Source organism: Diaphorobacter sp. HDW4B (assembly GCF_011305535.1).
Classification (GTDB): domain Bacteria; phylum Pseudomonadota; class Gammaproteobacteria; order Burkholderiales; family Burkholderiaceae_C; genus Diaphorobacter_A.
In genome coordinates this window covers 5,242,174-5,261,289 of record NZ_CP049905.1, presented here as the reverse complement: position 1 = coordinate 5,261,289, position 19,116 = coordinate 5,242,174, and the positions used below count along the sequence as shown (strand labels likewise).

The 19,116-nt window shown below is 61.9% G+C and carries 13 protein-coding genes; 6 read left to right on the top strand and 7 right to left on the bottom strand.

The window, feature by feature from the left end; translation table 11 throughout:
* Positions 1-83: 83 nt before the first annotated feature.
* Entirely contained in the window at positions 84-335 is a 252-nt protein-coding gene (locus G7048_RS23975; protein WP_166070537.1) for a GlsB/YeaQ/YmgE family stress response membrane protein, read from the bottom strand.
* Positions 336-586: 251 nt separating this feature from the next.
* Entirely contained in the window at positions 587-1,156 is a 570-nt protein-coding gene (locus G7048_RS23970; RefSeq protein WP_166071158.1) for a C40 family peptidase, read from the bottom strand.
* A gap of 307 nt (positions 1,157-1,463) precedes the next feature.
* On the opposite strand from G7048_RS23970, the gene G7048_RS23965 reads away from it, so the two are divergent.
* On the top strand, positions 1,464-2,558 hold the full coding sequence (locus tag G7048_RS23965) for a PQQ-dependent sugar dehydrogenase (RefSeq protein WP_371747716.1): 1,095 nt from the start codon (positions 1,464-1,466) through the stop codon (positions 2,556-2,558).
* An 18-nt stretch (positions 2,559-2,576) separates the two neighbouring features.
* On the opposite strand, the gene G7048_RS23960 is transcribed toward G7048_RS23965, so the two are convergent.
* Positions 2,577-3,017 carry a CopD family copper resistance protein gene (locus G7048_RS23960; RefSeq protein WP_166070535.1) on the bottom strand — a complete coding sequence of 147 codons (441 nt, stop codon included), beginning with the start codon at positions 3,015-3,017 and terminating at the stop codon, positions 2,577-2,579.
* A 205-nt stretch (positions 3,018-3,222) separates the two neighbouring features.
* On the opposite strand from G7048_RS23960, the gene G7048_RS23955 reads away from it, so the two are divergent.
* Positions 3,223-3,828 carry an isochorismatase family protein gene (locus G7048_RS23955; protein WP_166070534.1) on the top strand — a complete coding sequence of 202 codons (606 nt, stop codon included), beginning with the start codon at positions 3,223-3,225 and terminating at the stop codon, positions 3,826-3,828.
* Positions 3,829-4,208: 380 nt separating this feature from the next.
* The gene (locus tag G7048_RS23950; RefSeq protein ID WP_166070533.1) at positions 4,209-6,101 is read left to right on the top strand and encodes a propionate--CoA ligase; all 1,893 of its coding nucleotides are present in this window, start codon (positions 4,209-4,211) and stop codon (positions 6,099-6,101) included.
* Between the two features lie 70 nt (positions 6,102-6,171).
* Here G7048_RS23950 and G7048_RS23945 read toward each other — a convergent pair whose 3' ends face one another.
* The 4 genes from G7048_RS23945 to G7048_RS23930 all read right to left on the bottom strand — a co-directional run bounded on the left by G7048_RS23945 (position 6,172) and on the right by G7048_RS23930 (position 13,296).
* A complete protein-coding gene (locus G7048_RS23945; RefSeq protein ID WP_166070532.1) occupies positions 6,172-10,002 on the bottom strand; it encodes an EAL domain-containing protein in 3,831 nt (1,276 codons plus the stop codon).
* A gap of 247 nt (positions 10,003-10,249) precedes the next feature.
* Positions 10,250-11,167, bottom strand: coding sequence for a DMT family transporter (locus G7048_RS23940; RefSeq protein WP_166070531.1), 918 nt, complete (start codon positions 11,165-11,167; stop codon positions 10,250-10,252).
* Positions 11,168-11,174: 7 nt separating this feature from the next.
* Positions 11,175-11,714, bottom strand: coding sequence for a methylated-DNA--[protein]-cysteine S-methyltransferase (locus tag G7048_RS23935; protein WP_166070530.1), 540 nt, complete (start codon positions 11,712-11,714; stop codon positions 11,175-11,177).
* A 64-nt stretch (positions 11,715-11,778) separates the two neighbouring features.
* Positions 11,779-13,296, bottom strand: a complete 1,518-nt coding sequence (locus G7048_RS23930; protein WP_166070529.1) for an Ada metal-binding domain-containing protein — start codon at positions 13,294-13,296, stop codon at positions 11,779-11,781.
* Between the two features lie 150 nt (positions 13,297-13,446).
* Here G7048_RS23930 and G7048_RS23925 point away from each other — a divergent pair, with 150 nt between their 5' ends.
* From G7048_RS23925 to G7048_RS23915, 3 genes are all read left to right on the top strand, one after another.
* Positions 13,447-14,835 (top strand): phosphomannomutase/phosphoglucomutase, encoded by a 1,389-nt coding sequence (locus G7048_RS23925; RefSeq protein ID WP_166070528.1) that lies wholly within the window; start codon positions 13,447-13,449, stop codon positions 14,833-14,835.
* 39 nt (positions 14,836-14,874) lie between these two features.
* Positions 14,875-16,182, top strand: a complete 1,308-nt coding sequence (locus G7048_RS23920; protein WP_240933095.1) for a 3-deoxy-D-manno-octulosonic acid transferase — start codon at positions 14,875-14,877, stop codon at positions 16,180-16,182.
* Positions 16,183-16,392: 210 nt separating this feature from the next.
* The gene (locus tag G7048_RS23915; protein ID WP_166070527.1) at positions 16,393-19,110 is read left to right on the top strand and encodes a bifunctional acetate--CoA ligase family protein/GNAT family N-acetyltransferase; all 2,718 of its coding nucleotides are present in this window, start codon (positions 16,393-16,395) and stop codon (positions 19,108-19,110) included.
* Positions 19,111-19,116: the final 6 nt, after the last annotated feature.

Sequence of the window (19,116 nt, the reverse complement as noted above, 5' to 3'; positions counted from 1 at the left end):
TGCCAGTTGCTCGGGACTCGGGCGACGTGTGAACAGTCCGCTCTTCAAGCCCTGTGTCTCTTCGCTGCTCAGTGTGTGTCCGATCAGGCCTTGCGACGGATCAGGCCGTAGATGAACAGCAGCACGACCGCGCCAACGATGGAGGCGATCCAGCCAGCGGCTTCGCCTTGCTGGTACCAGTGCATCGCCACACCCAGATAGGTGGCTAGGAAAGAGCCGGCAACACCCAGCAGTGCGGTCATGATCCAGCCCATCTTGTCATCGCCGGGCTTGAGTGCGCGCGCGAGGAAACCAACGATCAGACCCACAAACAAAGTGCCCAGAATATTCATCATGATGAAACCAACTCCCTATGGAAATAGACGACAAGGCGGCGGAGTGCCGCATTGAAATGACCGCTCACTGTAACGCAGCCGAAACGCGATTGTGTGTCAGCCAAAGCTGTACAAAATACCTGCAGCGTATTTTGCCGGGCCGATAAAACAAATTTGCATTTTGTGCGAGCCATTGAATCAACCCGCACACACAAAAAAGCCCGCATCGGTGGATGCGGGCCTTGGGGTGTATTGAGCTTTCGGCGTGGGGCTTACTTTTGCTGGATCAGTTTGGCGATCTCGTCTCTGTTCATCTCTTCGGCATCGACACGGCGTGCGCCGTTGAAGCGGCTTTGCCAGTAGGAGATGCTCATGTCTTCCACACGAACGGTGGCGCCGGTGCGTGGAGCATGAATGAACTTTCCATCGCCGAGATAGATGCCGACATGGCTGAACGCACGGCGCATGGTGTTGAAGAACACCAGATCGCCGGGGCGCAGATCCTTTTTGTCGATCACTTGGGTGGCTTCGGCTTGTTCCTTGGCAACGCGCGGCAGAGCCAGGCCTTTGACCTGCTCATAAATGGTGCGCACGAAACCGCTGCAATCAAAACCACTTTCTGCACTGTTGCCGCCGCGACGGTAGGGGACTCCGATGAATCCCATGGCGGTCGACACAAGTTCACTCGTGCGATCCGCCATACCGTGGCGTACGTCCTGGAGCTGGGCAATCAGGCCTCGGTCGGCCAACATGCGCTCCATGTCATCAGCGCTGGAATTGTTTGGAGCGGCGAAAGAAACATTCGCGAACGCTAGTAACAGTAAGCAATACCATCGAGACATGGGGATGGAGAGTATCACGACTTGCTTCTATGCCTACCTCGAAATATGTTACGGCGACCCGGTTTATCCCTGATTCTGCCTTTTGTTTGACATATCGTTACCTGCTTGCAAATTGGGGCTATCGGTTCGATAGGGATCATCTTGCCTATATAACAAAGGGAAATCTTGTATTCGCGGCTTGGATCAACAAGCCCATATGAGAGTTTGAGGAGATTTTGTGTTTCAAACTGTACAAAACCCCTTTTTGAAGTGCGGTGCAACAACGGTTACGGGTGTTGTCGCACTTGGATTGTGTGCTTTCAAAGCCATAGCGAATCCATTCCCTCCAGTGGAGCCTTTGCCCAAGCCGTCTGACAGAAGGCTGACAGTGGAGACGGTCGCCGAGAAGCTGGAGCACCCTTGGGCGCTGGCGTTTCTGCCTAGTGGAGGCTACCTGGTGACGGAGCGGCCGGGTCGCATGCGGGTGGTCAACGAGGCGGGCTTGCTCGGCCCCGCCTTGCGCGGCCTGCCGCATATTGCGGCCGGCGGGCAGGGCGGGTTGCTGGATGTGGTGCTCGACCGGGACTTTGCCAGGAATCGCAGGATCTTTTTCTGCTATTCCGAGCCGGACCCCAAGGATCGCTCGGCAAACTCGACCGCATTGGCCAGCGCGACGCTGGATCTGGCGGACAACGCGCTCAAGGATCTCAAGGTGGTGTTCAGCCAGCAGCCCAAGCTCAAAAGCAGCATGCATTTCGGCTGCCGCATTGCGCAAGATGCGCAGGGCACGCTGTTTCTGGGGCTGGGCGAGCGATCGAGCTTCAAGGAGCAGGCGCAAATGCTGAACAGCCATCTGGGCAAGGTGGTGCGGATCAAGCCGGATGGCGGCGCGGTGCCTGGCAATCCGCTCATTGGCAAGGCGAACACGCTGCCTGAAATCTGGAGCTGGGGCCATCGCAACATCCAGGCCGCCACCTTGACGGCAGACGGCAAGCTGTGGGTGGTGGAGCATGGACCGCAAGGCGGGGACGAGATCAATCTGGTGCGCCCCGGCAAGAACTATGGATGGCCCGTCATCACCTATGGAGAGAACTACGGCGGTGGGCGCATCGGCAAGGGCATCGCGCAGGAAGCTGGCATGGAGCAGCCTGTGCACTACTGGGTGCCGTCGATTGCGCCATCCGGTATGGTCGAGCTCACCAGTGATCGCTATGGGCCGGAGTGGAAGGGCAGCCTCTTCATCGGCTCGCTCAAGTTCCAGCGACTGCACCGCGTGCAACTGGCCGGAGAGAAGGTGGCGCAGGACGAGATTCTGCTGCCCGACCTGCGGGAGCGGGTGCGCGATGTGCGCCAAGGGCCGGACGGTTTGCTCTACTTGCTGACCGACAGCTCGGAAGGAAAGCTTCTGCGCGTCAAGCCTTGAAAGCACCTCTGAACTGCCTCAGTGCAGGTGAAACATCCACTTGGCCGCCAGCACGATGCCGATCATGTGGGCGAACACGCTGTAGTGGATGATGCGCGAATAGCGCGACCCGAGCTTGCCGCGTCGCTGCAAGGCCATGGCGGTCAGAAAATGGCCCATCACGCTGGTGGCCAGCACGATCTTGATCAGAAGCAGCAGGCCGAAGCGGCTGCTCAGCGGATCGGCCAGCAGCGGCGCATAGGCGATCCACACCATGGCGACGCCAGCTCCGTACAAGGAAATCAGCACCCAGGGCATGACCTTGCGGGCACGCTGACCCACGGCGGATTCGAGCTGGCGCATGGCTTCGCGTGGCAGTTGCGGGCGCAGTGGCTCCAGCATCAGCACTTCGAAGAAAACCACGCCGATGAAGAACAGCGCGGCGAACAGATGAATGGTGAGGAGGACGGGGTAGGTCATGGAGCGGGCCCTCGTTTGGCAAGTGCTTGGGATGTGTCTGTAATGTGTGTCTGCCTTGATCCTCGTCTTGCAACGTTCCGAATTCCATGACTCAGGTCAATTTCTTGCGCAAACCGCCCTCAAGCCCTGCCGATGGCATTGGTGCGTGATCCTGCGACAATCCCTGATTTGAATCGCCCGTTGTTGGTAAGAAAGAATAAATTCCATGCTGCTTGAAGAATCTGAATCCCAATTGGTGCTCGTGGACTACCAGGAGCGCCTGATGCCGGTGATCTTCGAAGGTGCCATGGTGCTGGAGAACGCCCGTCGTCTGGCCAAGATCGCCCAGTTGCTGGACGTGCCGGTCTGGGGTACGGAGCAGAATCCTTCGCGCTTGGGCGGCAACGACCCCGAACTGCGTGCGCTGTGTGCCAGGACGCTCTCCAAGATGCATTTCAGCGCCGCTGAAGAAGGTCTGGGCGAGTGGCTGCGTCCGCCTGCCAAGCCGCAGCATGGCGGCAATGCCCGCAGCCTGCCCAAGCACCTGCAAAAGCCCCAGCAGCAAGCGCCCGAGCGCAACACCGTCGTGATTGCCGGTTGCGAAGCCCATGTCTGCCTGATGCAGACGGCGCTGGATCTGCTGGAAGACGAATTCGACGTCTGGGTCGTGACCGATGCCTGCAGCTCGCGCACCGAGCGCAATCGCGATGCTGCTTTTGACCGTCTGGCTGGCGCGGGCGCGGAACTCGTGACCACCGAAATGGTGGCCTTCGAATGGCTGCGTACTTGCGAGCATCCTGATTTCAAGGACATGCTGGCGCTGGTCAAGTAAGCCCGCACCGTCCCGGTCCTCGTCCTCGTCCGGAGAATCGCCGCCGTGTCTGCCACGGCGGCTAGGTGCTAACCCATCTTTTGCGTCGCCACCGCCTTGCTGCATCACGACGACGGCAAACTGCATGTTCTTACCTTGCGTGATTGACATATCTCAATCACCTTGAATTCCCTCTCCCCAAGCTATCGCCAACGCCTTCGGATGCTCGCAGAATGTGGGTATTCATTGGTGAGAAGGGTGTGCTTTTGTGTCGCTTCTCGGAATGCTTGAAAGACTTCCCGGAGCGTCAGCTTGACGAAAACTCGCTTATACATAATGAAATCAATGGAGTTGCCACAGGTGTCGGGCAGCTCTGTTGGTCATATAAGGAGACTATTCCAATGGTGAGTTTTTCTGAGTTCCACCGTCGTTCGATCGAAGATCGCGATGCCTTCTGGTCCGAGCAGGCCCAGTTCATCGAATGGCAAACCCAACCCCAACAAATCTGCGACTACAGCAACCCGCCGTTTGCGCGCTGGTTCGTGGGCGGCACCACCAATCTGTGCCACAACGCTGTGGACCGCCACTTGGCAGATCGCGCCAACCAGAACGCGCTGATCGCCATTTCCACCGAAACCAATACCGAACGTGCCTACAGCTACGCCGAGTTGCACAAGGAAGTGCAGCGCATGGCCGCCTGCCTGCAGGCGCTGGGCGTCAAGCAGGGCGACCGTGTGCTGATCTACATGCCGATGATCGCCGAGGCATCGTTTGCGATGCTGGCCTGCGCGCGCATCGGTGCGATTCATTCGGTGGTGTTCGGCGGCTTTGCCTCGGCGTCGCTGGCATCACGTATCGAAGATGCCGAGCCCACTGTGATCGTGTCCGCCGATGCGGGTTCGCGTGGCGGCAAGGTTGTTCCCTACAAGCCGCTGCTGGACGAGGCCATCGAGCTGTCCGCGCACAAGCCGCAAGCCGTGCTGCTGGTCGATCGCGGTCTGGCGCCTGCCAGCATGCGCGCCGGTCGCGACCACGACTGGGCGGCGCTGCGCAGCCAGCATCTCGACGCCAACATCCCGTGCGTGTGGCAGGACGCCACGCAGACGAGCTACACGCTCTACACCAGCGGCACCACCGGCAAGCCCAAGGGCGTTCAACGCGACACCGGCGGCTACGCCGTGGCGCTGGCCTCCAGCATGCGCTGGGTGTTCGACGCCAAGCCCGGTGACACCTTCTTCTGCACCAGCGACATCGGCTGGGTGGTCGGCCACAGCTACATCATCTATGGCCCGCTGCTCGCCGGCATGGCGACCGTCATGTACGAAGGACTGCCAGTGCGTCCCGATGCAGGCATCTGGTGGAGCATCGTCGAAAAGTACAAGGTCACGCACATGTTCTCCGCGCCGACTGCGGTGCGCGTGCTCAAGAAGCAGGATCCCGAATACCTCAAGCGCTACGACCTTTCGACGCTGAAGGCGCTGTGGCTGGCGGGCGAACCGCTTGATGAGCCGACCGCGCAGTGGATCAGCGAATCGCTGCAGGTGCCGATCATCGACAACTACTGGCAGACCGAAACCGGCTGGCCGATTCTCACGCTGTGCAACGGTGTGGAAAAGCAGACCTCGCGCTTCGGCAGCCCCGGCAAAGCAGTCTATGGCTACAACGTCAAGCTGATCGACGAGACCAACGGCGAAGAGCTGACGGAGCCGAACCAGAAGGGGGTGCTGGCCATCGAAGGGCCGCTGCCACCGGGTTGCCTGCAGACCGTTTGGCGCAACGATGAGCGATTCGTCAACACCTATTGGAAGAGCATTCCGGGTCGTCTGATCTACAGCACTTTCGATTGGGGCATTTGCGATCAGGATGGCTATTACTTCATTCTGGGTCGCACGGACGACGTGATCAACGTGGCAGGGCACCGCCTTGGCACGCGTGAAATCGAAGAGTGCATCTCGGGCAACGCCAACATCGCCGAAGTCGCAGTGGTGGGCGTGGCCGACAACTTGAAGGGTCAGGTCGCCATGGCGTTTGCGGTGGCACGTGATGCATCGGGCCTGACGGACGATGCGGCGCGCCTGAAGTTCGAGGGCGAGATCATGAAGCATGTTGACAGCCAACTGGGTGCGGTGGCCCGTCCGGCACGCGTGTTCTTCGTGAACGCGTTGCCGAAGACACGCAGCGGCAAGTTGTTGCGTCGCACGCTGCAGGCCATTGCCGAAAAGCGCGATCCGGGCGACATCACGACGATGGAGGATCCGACAGCGCTGCAGCAGATCAAGGATCTGCTCGGCTAACGAAGAGGATTGACGAAGACGACTGGTTTTACAGCTGTTATCGCGGTTGGAGCGGTGGTAGCAGCTTTTTTTATACCAGAGGAAGCGGCGCGGTGATCATCCGTGCCGCTTCCAGCCAGGCCTTCGGGGTGTGCCACTGTGCAGCCCAATCCGCGAAATGCTCGGCAGGCATGGGCCGCGAGATGCCATGCCCCTGCACGATGAGGCAGCCCATGCGGGCCAGCAGCACGCCTTGTTCCGCCGTCTCCACACCTTCGGCCACGATGCGGTAGCCGAATGATCGTGCAAGACCGATCACCCCCTGCACGATGGCCTGATCGGCTGGGTCCTGCATCATGCCGCGCACATAGCTCTGGTCCAGCTTGACCTGATCGATCGGCAGACGGCGCAGGTAGGCGAGCGACGAATAGCCCGTCCCGAAATCATCGAGCGACACCGATACGCCAATGGCACGCAGTTGAGCGAGCTCGCTGGCGACATGGGTCACGTCATAGAGCGCCGCGTTTTCGGTGATCTCCAGATCGAGTTGATGGGGCGGAACTTCCGGGTGACGCTCCAGATGCGTCCGCACCCAATTGGCAAAATCGCGGTGGCGCAAGCGTTCGGCGTCGATGTTCACGCTGATCTGCATCTCCAGACCCTGCGCCTTGAGTGCCTCGATGTGCTGCAGCACCGAATCCATGGCCCATTCGGAGAATTTGGCTTCCAGTTCCGTGCCGTCGATCACATGCAGGAACGAGCCCGGAAGAATCACGCCATGCTCGGGGTGCACCCAGCGCACCAGCGCTTCGGCTCCGATCACGGTGCCCGTGCGCATGTTGATCTTGGGCTGCAGGTACAGCGACAACTCGCCATTGTTCATGGCATGTTCGAACTTGGTGCGCTGCTCCACCAGACTCTGGCGCGCGGTTTCCTTGACCGAGTCGAAGGCGCGCAGGCGATTGCCGCCCGCTTGTTTGGCCAGATACATGGCCTGATCCGCATGGCGCAGCAGGGTGTCGGTGTCGGAGGTGTCGTCAGGGAAATAGGTGTAGCCGACGCTGGCCGTGAGGTCCAGGCTGACGGCTTCCAGCTCATAGGGTGAGCCGAGGGTCTCCATCAGCGTGCGAAGACGCTTTTCCGCCGCCTCCCGGTCGCCCACGTTGCACAGAAGCACCGAAAATTCGTCGCCACTGAGCCGGGCGACCGTATCGGCGGGGCGCACTGCGCGCTGCAGCCGTCCCGCCACCATCACCAGCAGTCGGTCGCCCACCTCGTGACCCAGCGAGTCGTTGATGGCCTTGAGTGCATCCAGATCGATGTAGGCCACAGCCAGCGGCGCGCCGGACTCGCGCGCGTCATCCAGCGCTGCACGCAAGCGTTGCTCCAGCAGCACGCGGTTGGGCAGGCCGGTGAGCGCGTCGTAGTGCGCCATGTGGTGCAGCAGTTCCTGCTGTTCGTGCTGCATCGTCACGTCGATGGCAACACCCAGCATGCGCAGGGGAATGCGGCTGGTATCGAAGCTGACGATCTTCCCCACATTGCGCAGCCAGCGCGTGGGAGCGTGGGGCGGCGAAATCCGCCACGTGATGTCGAATGGGACCGAAGGATTCAAGGCATGTTGCTGCAGCGCGCCTTCGATCATCTTCAACTGCTCGATGTTCACGCCGTCTTCCCATGGAAGCGCGTCGGCCAGTATCTCCCGATTGCCGGACCGACCGTGCAACTCGTGCCAGCGGGCATCGCCACGCACGGTGCCTGTCTGCAAATCCCAGTCCCACAGACCGATGGCGGCAGCGGCAATGGTGAGTGACAGCAGTTCTTCACGCTCGCGGACCAGGCTTTCCTGCTGCTTGCGCTCGGTGATGTCCAGCACTGAAATCAGCCAGCAGGATTGACCGGCGATTTCAATCGAACTCATCGACTGCAGCACCGTGAGCTTGGCTCCCGAACGCGTGCGCAACTCGTTTTCATAGGCCGCCAATTGACCAGAGGCGTGGGTCTGGGCTTTCAGGCGTTGGCGCGCTTCGTACGAATAGATGTTCAGGTCCACCAGCGAATGGCCGATGCTCTCCTCGCGCGAATAACCCAGCGCATGTACCCAGGCGGGGTTCACGTCGACGAACTCGCCCGTGTCGTCGCGCACAAAACCCAGAGGCACCGGCAGCGAATGGAAGATGCGCTCGAAGCGAACTTCGGAGGCCAACATGCGCTCGGAGGTGCGGCGCAGCTTGTCGATGTCCTGCAGCACGCCGCGCACCTTGAGCAGCTTGCCGTTCTCCATCACGGTTTCGCTGCGTGCACGTACCCAGACGCGTATGCCATCTGCGCGGATGATTTCGAACTCCATGTCCCAGACGGTGCGATCCTCGCGCTCGATCTGGCTAAGATTGCGAACGCTTTCGCGCCACTCGGGAGCGACAAAGCGATCGATGTAATGGGTAGGCGCTGGCGTTCCGGCGGGCACGCCGTGGATTTCGCAGCAGATGTCGGACCAGTAGGTGACGCCTTTGCCGGGAATGCCTTCCCAAGACCCGAGACGGGCCAGCCAGCTTGCCTGATGCAGGAGGTCATTGGCGGTCTTCAGTCGTTCCTGGACGGCATGGCTGTCGGTCATGTCGTGGAAGACAAAGACCACGCATCCCTCCCCATCAATGTCTGTGCGGCAACCCGACAGGGCGCCTGGAAACACGGTATCTCCAATGCGCATCCGCATCGGAAAGCCGTTGACATGCTCCGAATTCGTCAGCAGCGACATGAGCCGACACAGGTCCTTTTGCTCAATATGCAGACCGATTTCCTCTGAAGTCTTGCCGATGATGTGGGCTGCCGGCATGCCAACCCACCGCTCCGCAGCCGGGTTGACGTCGATGTAACGCAAGTCGCTGATGCGGACGATCCCGGCGGGGTCGGGCAAGGTCTTGAAGAAGATCGTGTGCTTGGCTTCCGACAGGCGCACGGCGCTGGCCATGGCATGGTGTTCCGTCACGTCGAGCAGCATGCCCGAGAGGCGTTCGGCATGGCCGAAATCATCGCGCTGCACCACGCTTCCACGGGCAATCAAATGACGCCATTTGCCGCTCGCGTCACGCATGCGGAACTCTTCGTGAAAATGCTCGACGTTGCCGGCGCCCAAGCGCACCAGCACGGCCTGCAACCGCTTGAAGTCGTCCTGATTCACGCGCGACTTCAGTGCAGCCAGCTTGTCGGGCAAGTGCAGCACTTTGAGGGGCGCGAGCGTGTTGTCGTCGGGACTGTCGTCGAAACCGAATTCCTGAAAGAAGCTGCCGTGATACGACAGTCGCTTGAGCGGCAGATTCCATTCCCAGCGACCGCCGCCCGAGGCGCGAAGCGCCTGAACCAGTTCGACTTCACGGGTGCGCAAGTTCTGCAGCACGCGCGCACGGCTGATGAGCAGGCCTACGCCGCCGCTGAGCATCACCACACCGACCATGTAGCGCCAGGGAACCACATTCCATTCCTCCCAGCCATCTCCTCGGACGGATTGGGTCAACACGGTCCAGGGCGTGATGAACATCGGCACCAAAAGCACCAGCAGGAAGAACAGCAACCAGAAATTCAGCCGCGTGCGCTCGCGCGCCAGCCACAACACGCTGCCGACGCCCCACAGGGACACCGAGAGCCCGACGATCATCCACCAACTGTATGGGGTGTGAAAGGCCATTCTGAACAGCGAGATGAGCACAGCCACTCCGCCAGCCAGAGGGCCGAACAGAAAGCTGACGGAGGCCAGAATGCTGGGATGGACGAAGGAGATGCCAGCCATCATGGCCCGCAGATGCAGGCCCGCCACCGCCAGTGCGGCGATGCCGCTGATGATGCCGATCCACAACTGTTCGCGGCGGGTGGGGCGCAAAAGGACCGATGCGGGCAACAATGCCGCACCAATGATCAAGGTCACCAGAATCAATCCTGTGACAAAGAATTCATTGGTCATATGCCAAAAAATCGGTCGTTAGGAAAAGGTTTGCCCGCAGGACCGCAACCGATTTCAACGATGTCGAGAATCGTCAGTGCACATGAGGACAGCCCCCAAGCGGTTTCATTTGGTAAACAAATTCTATCGCTCAGGTAACGGGATTATTTTAGCCTATTGATGCGGGCTGTAAATAGTTTTTACACATGGGCGAGCGGGACAAGGTCACGTCCTACTTCGCGTCGCGCCTGTGTCCAATCAACCCGGTAGACAACATGGTTCCGCACACAATGACCAGACCGCAGCCCAGCATCCACAGCGTGACCGTCTCGTGGAGAAAGACCGTGCCATAAAGCACGGCAAAGGCGGGAGCCAGAAAGGTGACTGCCACGGCTCTGCTCGGCCCGGCATTGGCGATCAGCCGGAAATACAGAAAGTAGGCGATGCCGGTGCAGAGAATGGCGATGGCGATCACCGCGCTCCAGGCGCGCGGGCCGGGCATCTGCGCGGGCCAGCAAATGATTGTGGGGATGACAAGGCAGAGGCTGGCTCCGATCAGGCTGCCGGTGGCCGAGGCGAGTGCCGGCACGCCCACCAGATAGCGCTTGGCAAAGTTGGCGGCGATGGCGTAGCAGATGGATGCGCACAGACAGGCGCCAATGGCCCAGATCGCGTCATCATTCTTCATGCCCGCACCGCCGGGAGCCTTCCACGCCAGTAGCGCAACGCCTAGAAAGCCCAGCAGCAGCCCCACCCAGCGCAGGCGCTGAATGCGCTCGCCCAGCCAGACCCACGCGACCAACGCGCCGAACAGCGGCACGGTGGCGTTGAGAATCGACGTCAGCCCCGTCGTGATGTGCATCACTGCCCAGGCGAAGAGCGCAAACGGGATCGCCGAGTTGATCACGCCTGCGAGCAGCACGCGCTTCCAGTGTTTGCGAAGCGCGGACCACTCGCCCTTGAGCACCATGACTGGAATCAGGAACAGCGCTGCCAAGATCACGCGCAGGCCAGCCGTGGGAAACGGGCCGAACTCCGCGGCGCCCATGCGCATGAAGAGGAACGAAGCGCCCCAGATGGCGGACAGCAGCAGGAATTCGGGCATCCAGGAGCGCTGCTCCGGAGCGGCCAGAGCGTGGGAGGTGGTCATGTTGTTTTCAATTCTTGGAGAGCGCAGGCGACAGCGCGCCTTCGAGTTGGAGCAGCGCCGTCTTGCGATGGAGCCCGCCAGCATAGCCGGTGAGACTGCCATCCTGACCCAGAACGCGGTGACAAGGCACGGCCAGGCTGAGCGGATTTCGCCCTACGGCAGCGCCCACTGCGCGCATGGCCTGAGCCTTGCCAAGACTGCGCGCGAGCGCGCCATAGGTCGTTGTCTTGCCCTTGGGAATGCCCAGCAGCGCCTGCCAGACGGATTGCTGGAACGGCGTTCCTGCGGAGAGATCAAATGGCAGATCGAACTCGCTTCGCGTGCCAGCGAAAAACTCGCGGATCTGCTGTCTGGCTTTCTGCAGCACGGGGTGCTGGTCATCGGTCGGCCAAATTGGGCTGGGCAGATCGGGCGATAGTTGCTCGGGCAGATGTTTCTGATCATGGAACCAGAGTCCGACCAGGCCTTTGTCGGATGCTGTGGCGATCATGTCGCCCAGAGTGGTGGAAAAACGGGTGCAGACAAGGTCGTTGGAAAAGCGGGTCATGGAAAAATCTCCGAATCTGTTCTGAAAGAGAAAGAGGGCGCGTGGGCGTGGTTCGGGCGCAATCTCACGAGCGGGCCAGACCGGCCCAGGTGCGCATGACGGCATAGCTGCGCCAAGGCCGCCAGACTTGCGAAGCCGCCAGTGCGTCGCGCGCCGCGCTCGTGCCGCGAGCGATGCCCAGTGCTGATTGCAGGGCGACGTCACCGGCGGGGAAGGCATCCGGCCAGCGCAGTGCACGCATGGCGATGTATTGCGCGGTCCAGTCGCCAATGCCGGGCAACTCGCGCAGCGTGGCCATCGTGACTTCGGGGTCTTCGCCGGGGGCGAGCCGCAGTTTTCCGTCCGCGACGGCCATCGCCACGGCCTTGATGGCCTGCTGGCGTTGGCGCACGATGCCGAGCGCGCCCAGATCGTCGCCACTGGCTTCGGCCAGCGCTTGTGCTGTAGGGAAAAGTCGGGACAACTCCGACCAAGGCGTGACGATGGGCTCGCCAAACCGGTGTGCCAAGCGCTGCGCGATGGTGCGCGCCGCAGCCACGGTGATCTGCTGACCGAGCACGGCACGCACGGCCAGTTCAAACCCGTCTGCCGCACCGGGCACCCGCATGCCTTCGCCGCTCTGAAAGAACGGGGCGAGCGCGGAATCGATCACCTGCAGATCGGCGTCCAGATCGAACATGGCGCGAATGCGGGCAATGAGTACAGGCAGCACGGGCAGCAGTGAATCGCTGGTCACCAACAGAAGGCGCGAGGCGGATGTGTCAAAGCGCACCTCAAACCAGCCTGTGGCGGATTTCGGGCCATCGCCCATGCGCAGCGTTCTCCGCATGCCGGGCAAGCCCTTGGCAGGCGTGGATTCCACTTGCTCCAGCGACTCAATGGCGCGCGTTCCCAGAAATCCGAGCATGGCTTGCACGTCATAAGGCGGACGCCAGCCCAGCCGAATCACATGCGATTGAACCGCATCGCCGGTCGCTGAATCACTGCCTTCCCGGCGCAACTGGCTGGGCTTGAGCGAATAGTGCTGCTGAAATGCGGCATTGAATCCTCGAACGCTGCGAAAGCCACTGGCCAGCGCGATCTGGGTAATGGGCAGCGTCGTGTCGGTCAGCAATTGCTTGGCGGCCAGCAAGCGGCGGGTCTGCAAGTATTGCAATGGCGAAATGCCAAGCGCCGAGCTGAAGATGCGACGCACATGGCGATCCGACACGCCCAGCCGTCCGGCCAGCCAGTCGATCACCGCGCCGCCTTCGGCATCCGACCAGTTCTCGGGCGCATCCAGCATGCGCAGGGCCTGCTGCAGCAAAATGCCGCTCGCATCCTGATTCGACCAGACCAGCGCCTGCGGAGCCAGTTCGGGGCGGCAGCGCAGGCAGGGGCGAAAGCCCGCATGTTCGGCTTGGGCGGCCAAGTCGAAAAAGCGGCAGTTTTCACGACGCGGTGTGCGTACCGCGCAGACCGGGCGGCAGTAAATGCCGGTGCTGGTCACGCCCGTGAAAAAGCTGCCGTCAAAACGCGCATCGCGCGCCTTGAGCGCCAGGTAGCGGGCATCTTCCACGGGTGTTGGAGTGATTTCGGACATGGCTTCATGATAGAGAGAGGCTGCTCAAACGCTGGCAGTTTTCGGACATGTCCATCAAAAACCGCGTCCATGAAATTTGCCAGCGGCGGCGGCACCATCCGGCACGCCTACAATCGAAGGCGTTTTTCAACTTTTTTTACAGGTTGTCTCGTGCCATTTTCGCCAGCCATTTTCAAAGCCTATGACATTCGCGGCATTGTGCCCAGCACTCTGAACGAAGACGTTGCCCGCAATCTGGGCAGAGCCTTCGGTCTGGCCGCCAAGGCCAAGGGCGAGCGCGTGGTGGCCGTGGGCCGCGATGGCCGTCTGTCCGGTCCGGCGCTGTCCGCCGCGCTGATGGCGGGGCTGGTGGATGTGGGCATCGACGTGATCGATGTCGGCATGGTGACGACGCCCATGCTGTACGTCGCGGCTGCGACGCTGTGCCAAAGCGGCATTCAGGTGACCGGCAGCCACAATCCCAAGGATTACAACGGCTTCAAGATGGTGCTCGCGGGCAAGGCCATCTATGGCGAGGAAATCCAGAACCTGCGCCGCGTGATGGACGAGCAATCGTGGCAAGCAGCCGAGGGCGGCAGCATCCGCGAAGCCAATGTGCTGCAAGCCTATACCGACCGCATCGTTGGCGACATCCAACTGGCGCGCCCGATGAAGATCGTGGTCGATTCCGGCAATGGCGTGGCGGGAGCTTCGGCCCCTGACATCTTCCGCGCGATCGGCTGCGAGGTGATCGAGCTGTTCTCGGAAGTGGACGGCGATTTCCCCAACCACCATCCCGATCCGAGCAAGCCGGACAATCTGAAGGACGTGATCGCCGCGCTCAAGAACAGCGACGCCGAGCTGGGTCTCGCATTTGACGGCGACGGCGACCGCCTCGGCATCGTTACCAAGGACGGCCAGAACATTTTCCCCGACCGTCAGATGATGCTGTTCGCGCAGGACGTGCTCTCGCGCGTGCCCGGCGGCTCGATTCTGTTCGATGTGAAGTGCACGCAGCGCCTGGCTCCGGCCATTGAGGCGGCAGGCGGCAAGGCCGTCATGTACAAGACCGGCCATTCGCTGATCAAGGCGCGCATGAAGGAGCTGGATGCACCGCTCGGCGGCGAGATGAGCGGCCATATCTTCTTCAAGGAACGCTGGTTCGGTTTTGACGACGGCACCTATGCGGGCTGCCGTCTGCTGGAAATTCTGAGCAAGAGCAGCGACCCGAGCGCCGTGCTCAATGCCTTGCCGACCAGCTTTTCGACGCCCGAACTCAATGTGTCGTGCGAAGAGGGCGAGCCACATCGCCTGACCGCGCAATTGCAGGCGCTGGCGGAATCCACTTTCGAGGCGCCGGCACAGCTCAGCACGATCGACGGTCTGCGCGTGGACTGGCCGGACGGCTTTGGCCTGATCCGCGCGAGCAACACGACGCCCGTGCTGGTGCTGCGTTTTGAAGGCCACACACAGGAAGCCATGCACCGCATCGAAGCGGCCATGCTGGCCTTGCTAGAACGCGTGAAACCCGGTGCCAAGGTGGGCGGCGCGGCGCACTGACAGCCACACCAAAGGCCGTCAACGAATTCAGGCAATTCAGTGCTGGGACTTTATTCACTGGCGATTCAGCTTGCCACGCCGTTGTTGCGTCGCAAGTTGGAGCGGCGCGCGCAGTCCGAGCCGGGTTACGCCGTGGCCGTGCCGGAGCGCTTTGGTCAATACGAGATTTCGCCGCGCACGTCGGGCGCTTCCTCGCGCCCGCTGATCTGGATTCATGCCGTGTCGCTGGGCGAGACCCGCGCCGCAGCCATTCTGCTCAAGGAACTGCGCGAGCTGGTGCCTGAGATGCAGTTGCTGCTCACCAACGGCACGGCCACGGGGCGTGAAGAGGGCAAAAAGCTGCTGCGAGGCGACGATATCCAGGTCTGGCAGCCCTGGGATTCGCCACAGGCCGTGCGGCGTTTTCTGCTGAATTTCCGGCCCGACATCGGCGTGCTGATGGAGACCGAAATCTGGCCGAATCTCGTTGCCGGTTGCAAGGCGCGCGGCATTCCGCTGGTGCTGGCCAATGCGCGCATGAACGAGAAATCGTGGCGCGGGGCCAAGCGGCTGTCGTGGCTGGCCGGGCCTGCATACAAGAGCCTCTCCGCCGTCTGGGCGCAGACCGAGGCGGATGCCAAACGGCTCGCCGACATTGGTGCGCCGGTGCGTGGCGTGCTGGGCAATCTGAAATTCGACAGCGTGCCCGACGCCAAGTTGCTGGCGCGCGGGCGCGAGTGGCGCGCGACGAGCCAGCGCCCGGTCGTGCTGTTCGCCAGCAGCCGCGAAGGAGAAGAGGCTGTCTGGCTTCAGGCTTGGCTGCGTCAGCGCGAAAGCTTTGCAAGCCGCAATCAACAGGTGCAGTGGCTGCTCGTGCCGCGCCATCCGCAGCGTTTTGACGAGGTGATTGCGCTGTGCACCGAAGCGGGTCTGTCGGTGTCGCGTCGCAGCGCGTGGGACGATGTTCCTGAGGCGGCCGATGTCTGGCTGGGCGACAGCATGGGCGAGATGGCGCAGTACTACGGCATGGCGCATGCTGCGATGCTGGGCGGCAGCTTCGAGCCCTTGGGTGGACAGAACCTGATCGAGGCGCTGTCGTGCGATTGCCCGGTCATCATGGGGCCGCACACCTTCAATTTTGCCGAGGCGTCCGAGCTGGCTGCGGATGCGGGCGTCGCCCTGCGCGTGGCAGACATGGAAGAGGGCGTGCTCGAATCCGTGCGCCTCGTCAACGAGCCCGAGCGCTGGTCCGATCTCGCCTCGCGCTGCCACGCCTTCACCAGCGCACATCGCGGCGCGGCGCTGTCCACGGCTCTGGCCGTGGTGCAGCAAATGCGCTCGGCTTCGCCGGTGGTGACGCGCGATTGACCAGCGTTTGACCAGCGTTTGAGGTGGTCAGCGGCACGCAAATACGCCGTTCGATAAGACCACACTATGACCAACAACAAACGCCGTCGCGTTTGAAGCTATGGTTTTCACTCAAGTGCAAGACAATGGGCATTCATGAGCTGCCTGCTTTCATTGGAAAAGCAGGTCCTCCTCCGCCGTGCCGTCAGCCTCAGTCGTTTCATCATCACTATGTTGGATAAGCACTACCTCACCCCCTTGTTTGCCCCCACGTCGGTCGTCGTGCTGGCAGGGCCGGGCGACAAACCCGATTCTCTGTCGCCGCTGGCACGCCATGTCCATGAAGCCTTGCGTGCCCAGAAGTTCACCGGCAGCCTGACCTTCATGGACATCCACACCAGCGGCACGCTGGCCGATCTGGCACAGGCACGTGCAGATCTCGCGGTGATCGCGTTGCCTGCGGACGAAGTGGCTGCTGCCATGGAAGTGGCGGGGCGCATGAATTGCCGTGCCGCCATCGTGCTGTCCACCGGCATGTCGCAGGCGCAGGCGTTCGACTTGAAGCGCATCGCCAAACGCGAAGGCATGTTTCTGCTGGGGCCGAATTCGCTCGGCATTCAGCGGCCTTCGTTGCAACTTAACGCGAGTGCCGTGGGACCGTTGGCGGCAGAAGGCTCGCTTGGTTTGATCAGCCAATCCGGCGCGCTCACGGCCTCGATTCTGGATTGGGCGCGCAGCAACGCCGTGGGGTTTTCGAGCGTGGTATCACTCGGCCCTCACACCGATCTGGGCATCGCCGCCGTGCTGGATTTTCTGGCGAATGACCCGCGCACGCAGAGCATCGTCGTCTACATGGAAGGCATTCAGAACGCGCGCCGCTTCATGAGCGCGTTGCGTTCGGCCGCCAATGCCAAGCCGGTCATCGTGCTGAAGGCCGGTCGCAAGCCGGCTGGCAATGCGGCTGCGCTCACGCACAGCGGTGCGATTGTCGGCAGTGACGAAGTGTTTGACGCCGCGCTGCGCCGCGCGGGTGCCGTGCGCGTGAACACCTTTGTCGAGCTGTTCTCGGCGGCCAAGTGTCTGGCCTCGCGCTATCGCCCGGTCGGTCAGCGTCTGGCGGTGATCACCAATGGCGGCGGGCCGGGTGTGCTCGCGGCAGACTGGATCAACGAAAAAGGACTGGGGCTGGGCCACCTCTCGGCGGAAGCCGCACAGCAGCTTGCGCCACAACTGCCGCCGCTGGCCACCTTGTCCGAGCTGATCGATCTGTCGGAAGAAGCCGGTCCCGAGCACTACCGCCTTGCCATCGAAGCCGCCAACAAGGACAAGCAGATCGACGGTGTACTCGCCATCTTCTCGCCCAAGCCGGGCAGAGACGCGACCGCTGTTGCGCAGGCCCTGTCGGACGCGAAACGTTCGATGAACAAGCCACTGCTCACCAGTTGGCTGGGTGACACGCTGGTGCTGCCCGCGCGCCAGACCTTGCGCAAGGCGCAGATTCCGAGCTTTCGCACGCCCGAGGCGGCGGTCGGCGCGTTCTGCAACATCTCCACGTTCTATCGCAACCAGCAACTGCTGCTGCAGACGCCGCCATCGCTTTCGACCCTCGCCAAGCCCGACATCGAAGGCGCGCGATTGGTCATCGAAAGCGTGCTGGCCGAGCGCCGCAATGTGCTGACCGAGATGGAGTCCAAGTCGCTGCTCGCGGCGTTCCACATTCCGGTCACGCGCACGCTGCAGGCGCGCAGCGGGCACGAGGCGATGATGATCGCCACGCAGCTCGGTTATCCGGTCGCGCTCAAGATCGATTCGCCCGACATCAGCCACAAGTCCGACGTGGGCGGCGTGGCGCTCAATGTGCACACGGGCACCGCCGTGCGCGATGCCTATGCCGACATGGTGCAGCGCGTTGCACGCCTGCAACCCAAGGCGCGCATCAACGGCGTGACGGTGCAGAACATGGCGCGCGCCAAGCGTGGGCGCGAAATCTGCATCGGCATGGTGAGCGACGAGTATTTCGGCCCGATCATCAACTTCGGCGCGGGCGGCACCATGGTCGAGCTGATGGACGACGGCTCGATGGAACTGCCGCCGCTCAACCAGTTTCTGGCGCGCCGCTTGATCGAGCGCTCGCGCGTGGCCGAAACGCTGGGCGAATGGCGCGGTGCCGATCCGGTGAACTACGAAGCGCTGGAGCAGGTGCTGCTGCGCGTCTCTGAAATGGCTTGCGCGCTGCCGCAGTTGCGCGAGATGGACATCAATCCGCTGATCGTCGATGCCAACGGCGTGGTGGCAGTCGATGCGCGCATCGTCGTCGGCGAGGCCACGCATGGCGCGTCGGGCACGCTCACGACCGGCCTGCTCGGCGCGGATTCGAGCTACGCGCATCTGGCGATCATGCCGTACCCGGCGCGCTACGAACAGATCTGGCCGATGCGCGGCGGCGGCGAATACCACGTGCGCCCGATTCGCCCGGACGACGCGCAAATGCTGCAAAAGCTGGTGCGCGAGCTGTCGCCCGAGAGCCGCTATTTCCGCTTTGTGTCGCAGCTCGCCGAACTGCCTCCGTCCCTGCTCGCGCGCTTCACGCTCATCGATTACGACCGCGAAATGGCGTTGGTGGCGGTGCAGAAAGAAAGCACCGTGGACGGCGAGGGGCAGGTCACCGAGACCGAGCGCATCGTGGGCGTTTCGCGCTATGTGACCAATCCGGATCAGTCGAGCTGTGAATTCGCACTGCTGGTGGCTGATGATTTTGCCGGGCGCGGTCTGGGCTCACGGCTGATGCTGGCGATCATGGAAGTCGCCCGAGATCGCGGGCTGGCCGAAATTCAGGGGCTGGTGCTGGGCAACAACCCGAACATGCTCAAACTGATGCGCCGTCTGGGCTTCGAGATCAAGGCGTTCCCGGATGACCCCGAGTTCCGCCTTGTGGTTCACCAACTCTGATCAGAA

What these genes read in the sequence shown, in the direction of transcription:
- G7048_RS23975 (WP_166070537.1), bottom strand. Translation starts at nt 335, where the DNA reads ATGATGAATATTCTGGGCACTTTGTTTGTGGGTCTGATCGTTGGTTTC.
- G7048_RS23970 (WP_166071158.1), bottom strand. Translation starts at nt 1,156, where the DNA reads ATGTCTCGATGGTATTGCTTACTGTTACTAGCGTTCGCGAATGTTTCT.
- G7048_RS23960 (WP_166070535.1), bottom strand. Translation starts at nt 3,017, where the DNA reads ATGACCTACCCCGTCCTCCTCACCATTCATCTGTTCGCCGCGCTGTTC.
- G7048_RS23955 (WP_166070534.1), top strand. Translation starts at nt 3,223, where the DNA reads ATGCTGCTTGAAGAATCTGAATCCCAATTGGTGCTCGTGGACTACCAG.
- G7048_RS23950 (WP_166070533.1), top strand. Translation starts at nt 4,209, where the DNA reads ATGGTGAGTTTTTCTGAGTTCCACCGTCGTTCGATCGAAGATCGCGAT.
- G7048_RS23940 (WP_166070531.1), bottom strand. Translation starts at nt 11,167, where the DNA reads ATGACCACCTCCCACGCTCTGGCCGCTCCGGAGCAGCGCTCCTGGATG.
- G7048_RS23935 (WP_166070530.1), bottom strand. Translation starts at nt 11,714, where the DNA reads ATGACCCGCTTTTCCAACGACCTTGTCTGCACCCGTTTTTCCACCACT.
- G7048_RS23930 (WP_166070529.1), bottom strand. Translation starts at nt 13,296, where the DNA reads ATGTCCGAAATCACTCCAACACCCGTGGAAGATGCCCGCTACCTGGCG.
- G7048_RS23915 (WP_166070527.1), top strand. Translation starts at nt 16,393, where the DNA reads ATGTTGGATAAGCACTACCTCACCCCCTTGTTTGCCCCCACGTCGGTC.